Genomic DNA, 8,729 nt, shown 5'->3' with positions numbered 1-8,729 from the left:
TCCCCATGTGAGAGTAGGTCATCGTCAAGATTAAATTCCGAAACCCCATTTGCGAAAGCAGGTGGGGTTTTGTTTTGGGCGGTCGGAAAGTGCGGAAAGATGCACGACAAATTTGCACAGTTATTTCTGAACCAGACCACTAGAATAGGCACCTAACCTTTTTTAGAGTCAGAGCCCTACCTATGCCGGATCCGGTTGATGCCCTTGAGGTGTCGGATTTACCACTGGACAACTTGGTGGCATGCCATGAGTGCGACTTGCTGATGCGCAAACCCATGCTCGCCCTCGGTGAAAAAGCCCAATGCCCGCGTTGCGGTTATGAACTCTACGCTCACCGCCATAATGTCGTTGAGCGCAGCCTCGCTCTGGTACTCGCCGCGCTGTTGCTCTACGTCCCGGCGAACTTTCTGCCCATCATGCAGCTCAATCTGCTCGGGCAGTCCTCAGAGGACACTGTGTGGAGTGGCGTAGTCGGTCTATTCGATACCGGGATGCAAGGCGTCGCCGCCGTGGTGTTCCTATGCAGCATGGGTATTCCGCTGCTCAAGCTGCTTTGCCAGCTGGCGGTGCTGCTCAGTATTCGTTGGAAGATCGGCCGTAGTTACGGCCTGCTGCTGTACCGCATTTACCACCACATGAAAGATTGGGGAATGTTGGAGGTCTACTTGATGGGCGTACTGGTGGCGATCGTGAAACTCGCCGACATGGCCTCAATCACCATCGGCCTGGGTCTGGTTTGCTTTGTCAGCCTATTAATGGTTCAGGTTCTGCTTGAGGTGGTGATGTCGCCGCACCAGATCTGGCAAGCACTGTCAGGGGAAGATGATCATGCGGGCGATTGATGCGGGCATTCTGATTTGTACTGAATGTCACGAGCTGAACAAACAAGAGCCTGACACCGATGAGCAAACCTGCACCCGATGCGGTGCGCTGATCCACGCCCGTCGCCCCAACAGCCTCACTCGCACCTGGGCCTTGCTGATCACGGCGGCCATTCTGTATATCCCCGCCAACCTGTTGCCGATCATGACCGTCAACTCCCTCGGCCAGGGCGAGCCAAGCACCATCATGGCCGGTGTGATCCAGTTGGTGCAGCACGGCATGTTCCCGATTGCGGCTGTGGTGTTCATCGCCAGCATCCTGGTGCCGACGTTCAAGCTGGTGGGCATTGGCCTGTTACTGTTCTCGGTTCAACGTCACCAACCGCTTTCCGCGCAGCAGCGCATTATCATGTACCGCTTTATCGAATTCATTGGCCGCTGGTCCATGCTGGATATCTTCGTGATCGCCATCCTGGTGGCGGTCGTAAACTTTGGGCGGCTTGCCAGCGTCGAGGCCAACCTCGGCGCTGCAGCGTTCGCCAGTGTGGTGATCTTGACGATGCTTGCCGCAGTAACTTTTGATCCCCGACTGATTTGGGATAATACGGAGTCGGACGACGACCATGAGTGATTTGCCTAAAGCTAAAACCCGCCCGGCCTCCAACTGGTCAGCCATTTGGGTTCTTCCCCTGATTGCCTTGATCATCGGCGGTTGGCTGGGGTGGCGTGCCTATTCCCAGCAGGGTATTGAGATCCAGGTGCGCTTTGAAAGCGGCGAAGGCATCCAGGCCAACAAAACCGAAGTGGTCTACAAAGGCATGTCCGTGGGTAAGGTCAAGACCCTTGCCCTTGACGACGAGGGCAATAATCGCGGGGTGATTGCCACCATCGAGATGAACAAGGATGTCGAGCAATACCTCAAGACCAACACGCGTTTCTGGCTGGTCAAGCCCAGTGTCAGCCTTGCCGGTATCACCGGCCTGGAAACCCTGGTCTCGGGTAACTACATCGCCGCCAGCCCCGGTGACGGTGAGCCCACACGCAAATTCAAGGCGCTCTCCGAAGAGCCGCCTTTGTCCGACGCCAAGCCTGGCCTGCACCTGACCATCAAGGCCGACCGCCTCGGCTCGCTCAACCGTGGCAGCCCGGTGTTCTATAAGCAGATACAGGTCGGCCAGGTCAAAAGCTACTTGCTCTCCGAGGACCAGAGCACCGTCGAGATCAAGGTCTACATCGAGCCGACCTACGCCAACCTTGTGCGCAAACACACCCGTTTCTGGAACGCCAGCGGCATCAGCATCGATGCCAATCTCTCCGGCGTGAAGGTGCGCAGCGAATCCCTCTCCAGTATCGTCGCCGGCGGCATTGCCTTCGCCACGCCGGAGAATCGCAAGGACAGCCCGCCGACCGATCCGAGCCTGCCGTTCCGCCTGTACGAAGATTTCGATGCGGCCGCTGCCGGTATCAAGGCCAAGGTCAAGCTCACGGACTTCGAAGGCCTGCAAGCCGGTCGTACACCGGTGATGTACAAAGGCATTCAGGTGGGCAGCCTGAAAACCTTGAAGATCGACCCGGACCTGTCCAGCGCCAACGCCGAGCTGACCCTCGACCCATTGGCCGAAGACTACCTGGTTCAAGACACCCAGTTCTGGGTGGTCAAACCTTCCATCTCGCTGGCCGGCATTACCGGCCTGGAAGCCCTGGTCAAAGGTAATTACATCGCCATTCGTCCTGGCGACAAAGGCAGCGCCCCGCAACGCGAATTCGTCGCCCGCGCCAAGGCGCCACCGCTGGACCTGCGCTCCCCGGGCCTGCACATGGTGCTGTTCACCGACAACCTCGGCTCCCTGGATGTCGGCAGCCCGATACTCTACAAACAGGTCAAGGTCGGCTCGGTGCAGAGCTACCAGTTCTCGCGCAAGAACAAGCAGCTGGTGATCGGCGTTCATATCGAGAAGGAATACGAAAACCTGGTTAACGGTTCGACACGTTTCTGGAATGCCAGCGGTGTGACCCTGACCGGCGGCCTCACCGGTGGTATCCAGGTGAAGAGTGAGTCCCTGGCCAGCCTGATGGCCGGTGGTATTGCCTTCGAAACACCGCAGCCGAACGTACCGCTGAAAAAGCGCATTCCACGTTTCCGCTTGTTTGCCGACCGTGAGGCGGCCAATCAGCATGGCACCCTGGTGACCATCAAGGTCGAGCGTGCTGACGGTATGCGTCCAGGCACACCGGTACGTTTCAAAGGCCTGGATGTGGGTAAGATCGAGAGCGTGGACCTCAGTGCCGATATGCAATCGGTGCTGCTCAGTGCGCGTATTACCCAAGTAGCGGACCGCATCGCGCGCGTCGGCAGCCAGTTCTGGGTGGTCAAGCCAGAACTGGGCCTGATGAAAACCTCCAACCTGGAAACCCTGGTCACCGGGCAATACATCGAGGTGCAGCCGGCTGCGAAAAACGCCGGTCCACAGAAGAGCTTCGTCGCACTGGCCCAACCCCCTGAAGCTGTCCGCCAGGAGGCCGGCCTGAGCCTGACACTCAGCGCCGCACGCCGTGGCTCGTTGAAGGAAGGTGTGCCGGTGACCTACCGTGAAGTCACCGTGGGCAAAGTGACCGGCTACGAGTTGGGCCAGACCGCCGACCGTGTACTGATCCACATCCTGATCGAACCCAAGTACGCGCCGCTGGTACGCAGTGGCAGCCGCTTCTGGAACACCAGCGGCTTTGGCCTCGACTTTGGCCTGTTCAAGGGGGCGACGGTGCGCACCGAGTCCCTGGAGACTCTTGTGGCCGGCGGTATCGCATTTGCCACGCCAGACGGCGAGCGTATGGGCAACGCCGCGCGGCCGCAGCAAACCTTCCCGCTGTTCGACAAATTCGAAGAGGAATGGCTGACCTGGGCACCGAAAATCCCACTCGGCAAATAAAGCTACAAAAAAGGCCGCGATCCATCGGATCGCGGCCTTTTTGCATTTCAGCGCAAAACGTCAGACCTCATCCAGCTCCGGCTCATCCGCCTGCACATTCACTGTCGCCTTCACCACATCATGGCGACGGATGTACTTCCAGTCCGCCTCATCGATGTAGATACCGTTCGGCCCGCTGCCGCCTTCCAAGTCGATTGCCACCTGGGCAGACACCTGTGGCTTCACACTGGCGAGGATCGGCACAAAGCCCAGTTGCAAACTGGTTTCCAGCAACGCCGCCTGGTTCTTCTCATCGATATCCGCTGCTTCGTCGAGATAGTACGGCAAGCGCACACGCCCGGCCTGGTCACGGTCCATCAAGTGCAGCAACAAGTACATGTTGGTCAGCGCCTTGATGGTCATGGTGGTGCCGTTGGACGCCGCGCCGTCGATGTCGGTGTGGATCACCGGCTGACCGTGCACCTTGGTGATCTCGAAAGCCAGTTCGAACAGGTCCTTGAGGCCCAACTGGTTATGGTTGGCCGCCACCAGGCGGGCCAGGTATTCCTTGGCTTCTTCGTTCTTGTTGTCCTGCTCGGCACTTTGGCTGAGGTCGAACACCGACAGGGTTTCGCCTTCTTCGTACTGGCCAGCACTGTGGATGATCTGGTCGATATGTTTGAGGGCTTCCTTGTTCGGCGCGAGTACGATGCGGAAGCTTTGCAGGTTGGACACCTGACGCTTGTTGATCTCGCGGTTGAACAGCGCCAGCTGGTGTTCCAGGCTGTCGTAGTCGCTGCGGATATTGCGCAGGGTTCGTGCAATGTCAGTGACCGCCGCCCGGCGCGCCTTGCCCAGTGTCAGCGCCTCATCGGTGCGGTGCGCATAAGCGTTGATCAACAATTGCAGGCGACGCTCTACGTCATCCTCGCTGTCGAACTTGGCCACGCCCTTGAGGCGCACCTGAGCGTACAGCGCCTCGATCTGGCCATCGGCACGCAGCAAGCCCTGCCAGCTGTCCTGATAGTCATTGAGCAGCGGCAGCAGGTTATCCATGGAGTCATCGACCGGGTCCATGAACGGCGTGCCAAACGGCAAGTCGGCCGGCAACAGCTGCCGGCGGCGCAAGGCGTCATCCAGCGTACGTTGCTTGGCTTCCATATCGCCGATCTGGCGGCCCACCAGCTGCAGCTTGGCGGACAGTTGCTGGACGCGCTCGGTGAACGCATCGCTGGATCGTTTCAACTCATCCTGGGCCGCTTCCATCTGTGCCAGGTTTTCCAGTTTTTCGCCTTCTTCGGCACTCAGGGTTTGCGCGCGACGGAAGTCTTCCAGCGCCTTTTGCGCGTCCAGCACCTGCTGGTACAGCGCTTCGGTCTGGGTCTTGCTCGCCGCGCGGTCGGAGGCCACGGCTTGCTGGGTTTTCAACTGCTTGAGTTCTTTCTCCAGGCGTTCCTTTTGGTCGCGCAACGCTGCGCGATCCGCCAGGGCCTGCAGCGCCGGTGGTTCGATGTGGGAGATGTCGATGGACAGCCCCGGCACTTCAAAACGTTCGCCCTTGAAGCCATCGAGGATCTGCTCCAGGGATTTGACCCACTGGCCGTCCTCATCCAGCGTGATGCCGTGTTCACCCAATGGCAGGCTGAACAACGAACTGTTGAACAGGCGCATCAGGCGCTCGACGTCCTGCTGCGAAAACTCTTCGCGCAGCTTGGCATAGCTGTTGTTATCCGCGTGATCCAGCTGCTGCTTGACCGACTTCAAGCGTTTTTCCAGATCGCGCAGACGTTCGTCCAGATCCTCGGCGCTGAACTGCCGCGACTGCGCCAGTGCGCCCGCCAGTTCATCGTGAGCGTCCTTGGCCGCCAGCAATTGCTGCTCCAGGACCCTGACGTCATCCACCAGGGCAAAGCGATGCTTGAGCACCGACAATTCGCCCAGCCAACGCTGGATGCCGCTGATTTCCCGCTCCAGGCGCATCAGCTCCTGGGTGCCGCCACGCTGGTCGTTCTGCAGTGCGTCCTGCTCGTTGCGGTAGTGCTCGGCCTGGATGGTCAGCTCTTCCTTGCGCGCACTGGCATAGTCCGACCAGGTGCCGAGCAGCGAATCCAGCAGCGGCGACAGGCGATGCAGCTTGCCGCGCAGGGCGTCGCGCTGGCGAACGCCATTGGCCAGGGCTTCCACCAGCGGGCCGGCAGCGACCAGGGCGTTGTAGTCCTGCTCCATGCGTCGCACATCGCGGAAGGCTTCTTCGCACGCTGCGATGTAATCCACACTACCCGAACGCAGGCTGTGCTCGAACGCATCGAGGAACAGCTGCTTGAGCTTGGCCGCGGTGATTTCGCGCATGTGCAGCAGGTTGATAAACAACGCGCGGAAAGTTTTCAGGCTTTGCTCACTGGTGGAGCGCAGCGGGATCAGGGTCAGGTCCAGCGGGATCGACGTATGACCACCCACCAGCAAACGGCGCAGTTCATCCGGCTTGAGTTCGTAGGCTTTCAGGCCTTCGCGCTCAAGGTTGGTGAACAGCTCCTTCTGACGCAGGCAGGTGTCGTTTTTCTGATAGTGGGCCAGGTCCAGCTTGCCGGCGTAGGCAAAGAACTGGTGCCCGAAACCACCGCCCGGGCCGCGCCCGACCACGCCGATTACGTGGGGGCCATGGGGCAGGGAGACTTCCACCAGGATGTAGCTGGTGTCGGTGGCGAAGTAGAAGCGTCGCGATTGCTCCAGGGTGTACTTGCCGAAACTCATGTCCGACATGCGCGCCAGGATCGGGAACTGCAAGGCGTTGATCGACGCGGATTTACCCAGGTTATTAGCGCCATACACCGACAGCGGTTCTTCCAGCGGGAACAAGCCCAAGCTGTAGCCGGCAGTGTTCAATAGCGCGAAGCGGCGGATGCCGTAGCGTTCCTTGCTCATGCGTCGATCTCCTGTTCTTCGGCAATGGCGCGGGCCAGTGCGTCTTCTTCGCTTTCGTCCGCGAAGTCGCTGAGGTCCAGCGGGTCATCGGTCTTCAGCAGTTTTTCATCGCTGTCTTCGTCAATGATCACCGGCACCGGCAGTGGCAACACGCTGTGTACGCTGGCCGCCAGGTCGCGGTCCTGCTGCACCGAAAGGCACACGTCGAGGAAGCGGTGCATCGGCGGCAGGAAGCGGTAAATGCCGTTGTCTTCGCTGGCAAAACCCAGCTGGGTCATACGGCGCATGATTTTTTCTTCGAGTTCTTCCTGGGTCTGCACTTCGGCCTGGATAAACAGGTCGCGGTACTTTTCCAGCAGCGACGGCAGCTCGTCACGGCCCAGGCTGCCACCGTCGAGCACGGCGATTGGGTCGCGGCCCTGGTCGGCCAGGTGCTCGACAATGATGAAGGTGAACAGCGCCAGGCGCTGGGCGGTCTTGTTGACCTGCGCACTCGCAATCGCGGAGTCCGGCACGAAGTAGTAGAAGCCACGGGTATCGCACACCAGCTCAAAGCCCAGGGCCTTGAACAGCGTGCGGTACTGTTCCTGGAAGTTCGACAGTTGCGCGTACAGCTCGGGGTCGCGGCGGCTGACGTGGTAACCCTTGAACAGCTCGCGAAAGATCGGCGCCAGCTGGGACAGTTCGGATAGATCAAGATGCATGAGGTGTACTCGCAGGATGCTCGGCGGCGTCGGTGCCGGCCGGGAGCAGGGCGAATGAGCGCAGGCTGACCTGGTGCTCGTGTGTGTGGTAGTCGCGGCGTTCCAGGCGCTCGCGCTTGAAGCGTTTTTCCCGCGAGAGCCGCGAGAACCAGTACAGCAATTCGTCGGTGGCACCGTCCGGTTCCTGCTCCAGCAGCCAGGTCATCAGGTCCGGCATCGGCAGCGCGTCTTCGCAGCGCTCGAGCATTTCCTTGACCGTCCGAGGTGCGCGCTGGGCTTCGCCCTTGTGGGACTTGTGCGCCTTGGGGAACCGGGCCGGTTTCGGCTCGAAGTTCGCCAGGGCATACACATAGGCCTCGACCTGGCTGGCACTGCCGAGGAAGGTGCTTTGCGGTCGGGTAAACATCGGCATCGCCGCCTGCGGCACCGCGTCCAGGCCTTTACGGCGGATGGCCGACAGCGCCAGCGCCGCACCGCGGGTCACGGCATTGTGCCGACGCGCTTCTTCGCGCAGCGGCAACAGCAGCTCGCGGGCATGCCGCAAGGTCAGCTGGGCGCTGGTCTGCATTTCGAGGATGCGCGCGTGGGTGCGCAGCAGCATGTCGTCGTCCACCAGGTGGCCGAGGCGCTGTTGCTCGGTGAGCATGCGCAGCAGCACGTTTTCCACCTTGCGCACGCCTTGCTCGAAGGCACCGTCGGCGTTCACCAGCTGGATCATCGGTTCGACGTACTCGTCCCAGGTCGCCAGGACTTCGGCGTAACGCTGGCGCAGCGGGATCTGCCGGTCGCTGGTCTTGGCACGGTCGGCCACGGCCGCGAGGGCCTGTTCGTCGTTGGCGAGTTTTTTCAGTACGTCGCGTACGCGCATGTCGAGCAGGCGCAGTTGGCGGGCCAGGTCGTGGCCATCACGGATGTCGAAGGCATCCTGGATATAACCGGCCAGGCGCTCAAGATGGCGCAGGTAGGCTTCGATCTCCAGGCACAGGCCAAGCCGGTGCTCCTTGCGAAGATAAGCCAGGAAGTCGTGGATCTGCGCGTTGAGCTCGAAACGGTTCGGGCTCTTGGCGACAGGCACCAGGATATCCAGGCGAATCCACACGTCCAGCAGGCTGGTGATGTCCTGGGGCGTGCTGTCCAGTTGTTGGGCGGCCAGTTGTGCGCGCAGCTCGCCGAGGCTCAGGGTGCCTTGGTCGAAGTGTTCGCACAGTGGCTCAAGTAAGGCCCAGTGTTCGGCGAGGGCGCGCAGGACGCGCTTGGGTTCGATCATGGGAATGGCCGGCTGGTTGGCGATTAAAAGTCGCGATTGTACTGCATCAGGCGCGGGATTTATCCACAGCCGGTCAGTGCACAGTGGGCGATTGTTACCGAACAGCGGT

The 8,729-nt window shown here is 60.5% G+C and carries 6 protein-coding genes; 3 read left to right on the top strand and 3 right to left on the bottom strand.

Annotated elements, in window-relative coordinates; genetic code table 11:
• The first annotated feature begins 182 nt into the window (after positions 1–182).
• From PspCFBP13509_RS21095 to PspCFBP13509_RS21085, 3 genes are read left to right on the top strand one after another with little or no spacing between them, the layout of a single operon-like run.
• Complete coding sequence (locus PspCFBP13509_RS21095) at positions 183–842, top strand: paraquat-inducible protein A (RefSeq protein ID WP_065923981.1); 660 nt, start codon at positions 183–185, stop codon at positions 840–842.
• Complete coding sequence (locus PspCFBP13509_RS21090) at positions 829–1,452, top strand: paraquat-inducible protein A (protein ID WP_027606959.1); 624 nt, start codon at positions 829–831, stop codon at positions 1,450–1,452. Before PspCFBP13509_RS21095 ends, PspCFBP13509_RS21090 begins: the two co-directional genes overlap by 14 nt.
• Positions 1,445–3,748 (top strand): PqiB family protein, encoded by a 2,304-nt coding sequence (locus PspCFBP13509_RS21085; protein WP_027606958.1) that lies wholly within the window; start codon positions 1,445–1,447, stop codon positions 3,746–3,748. The genes PspCFBP13509_RS21090 and PspCFBP13509_RS21085 overlap by 8 nt, the downstream gene beginning before the upstream one ends.
• Positions 3,749–3,808: 60 nt before the next feature.
• Here the strand turns inward: PspCFBP13509_RS21085 and mksF are convergent, their stop codons facing one another.
• The 3 genes from mksF to mksB are packed head-to-tail and all read right to left on the bottom strand — an operon-like array spanning position 3,809 to position 8,620.
• Complete coding sequence (gene mksF / locus PspCFBP13509_RS21080) at positions 3,809–6,649, bottom strand: Mks condensin complex protein MksF (RefSeq protein WP_074843607.1); 2,841 nt, start codon at positions 6,647–6,649, stop codon at positions 3,809–3,811.
• Complete coding sequence (mksE, locus tag PspCFBP13509_RS21075) at positions 6,646–7,353, bottom strand: Mks condensin complex protein MksE (protein ID WP_137212647.1); 708 nt, start codon at positions 7,351–7,353, stop codon at positions 6,646–6,648. The genes mksF and mksE overlap by 4 nt, the downstream gene beginning before the upstream one ends.
• Complete coding sequence (gene mksB, locus PspCFBP13509_RS21070; RefSeq protein WP_065948505.1) at positions 7,343–8,620, bottom strand: Mks condensin complex protein MksB; 1,278 nt, start codon at positions 8,618–8,620, stop codon at positions 7,343–7,345. Before mksB ends, mksE begins: the two co-directional genes overlap by 11 nt.
• Between the last annotated feature and the right edge of the window lie 109 nt (positions 8,621–8,729).

The organism is Pseudomonas sp. CFBP13509 (assembly GCF_005233485.1).
Classification (GTDB): domain Bacteria; phylum Pseudomonadota; class Gammaproteobacteria; order Pseudomonadales; family Pseudomonadaceae; genus Aquipseudomonas; species Aquipseudomonas marginalis.
Note: the sequence above shows the minus strand (reverse complement) of the source record. Positions and strands in the feature narration are given on the sequence as shown.

Coding starts and splice junctions, on each gene's coding strand:
- PspCFBP13509_RS21095 (WP_065923981.1), top strand. CDS start 183: ATGCCGGATCCGGTTGATGCCCTTGAGGTGTCGGATTTACCACTGGAC.
- PspCFBP13509_RS21090 (WP_027606959.1), top strand. CDS start 829: ATGCGGGCGATTGATGCGGGCATTCTGATTTGTACTGAATGTCACGAG.
- PspCFBP13509_RS21085 (WP_027606958.1), top strand. CDS start 1,445: ATGAGTGATTTGCCTAAAGCTAAAACCCGCCCGGCCTCCAACTGGTCA.
- mksF (WP_074843607.1), bottom strand. CDS start 6,649: ATGAGCAAGGAACGCTACGGCATCCGCCGCTTCGCGCTATTGAACACT.
- mksE (WP_137212647.1), bottom strand. CDS start 7,353: ATGCATCTTGATCTATCCGAACTGTCCCAGCTGGCGCCGATCTTTCGC.
- mksB (WP_065948505.1), bottom strand. CDS start 8,620: ATGATCGAACCCAAGCGCGTCCTGCGCGCCCTCGCCGAACACTGGGCC.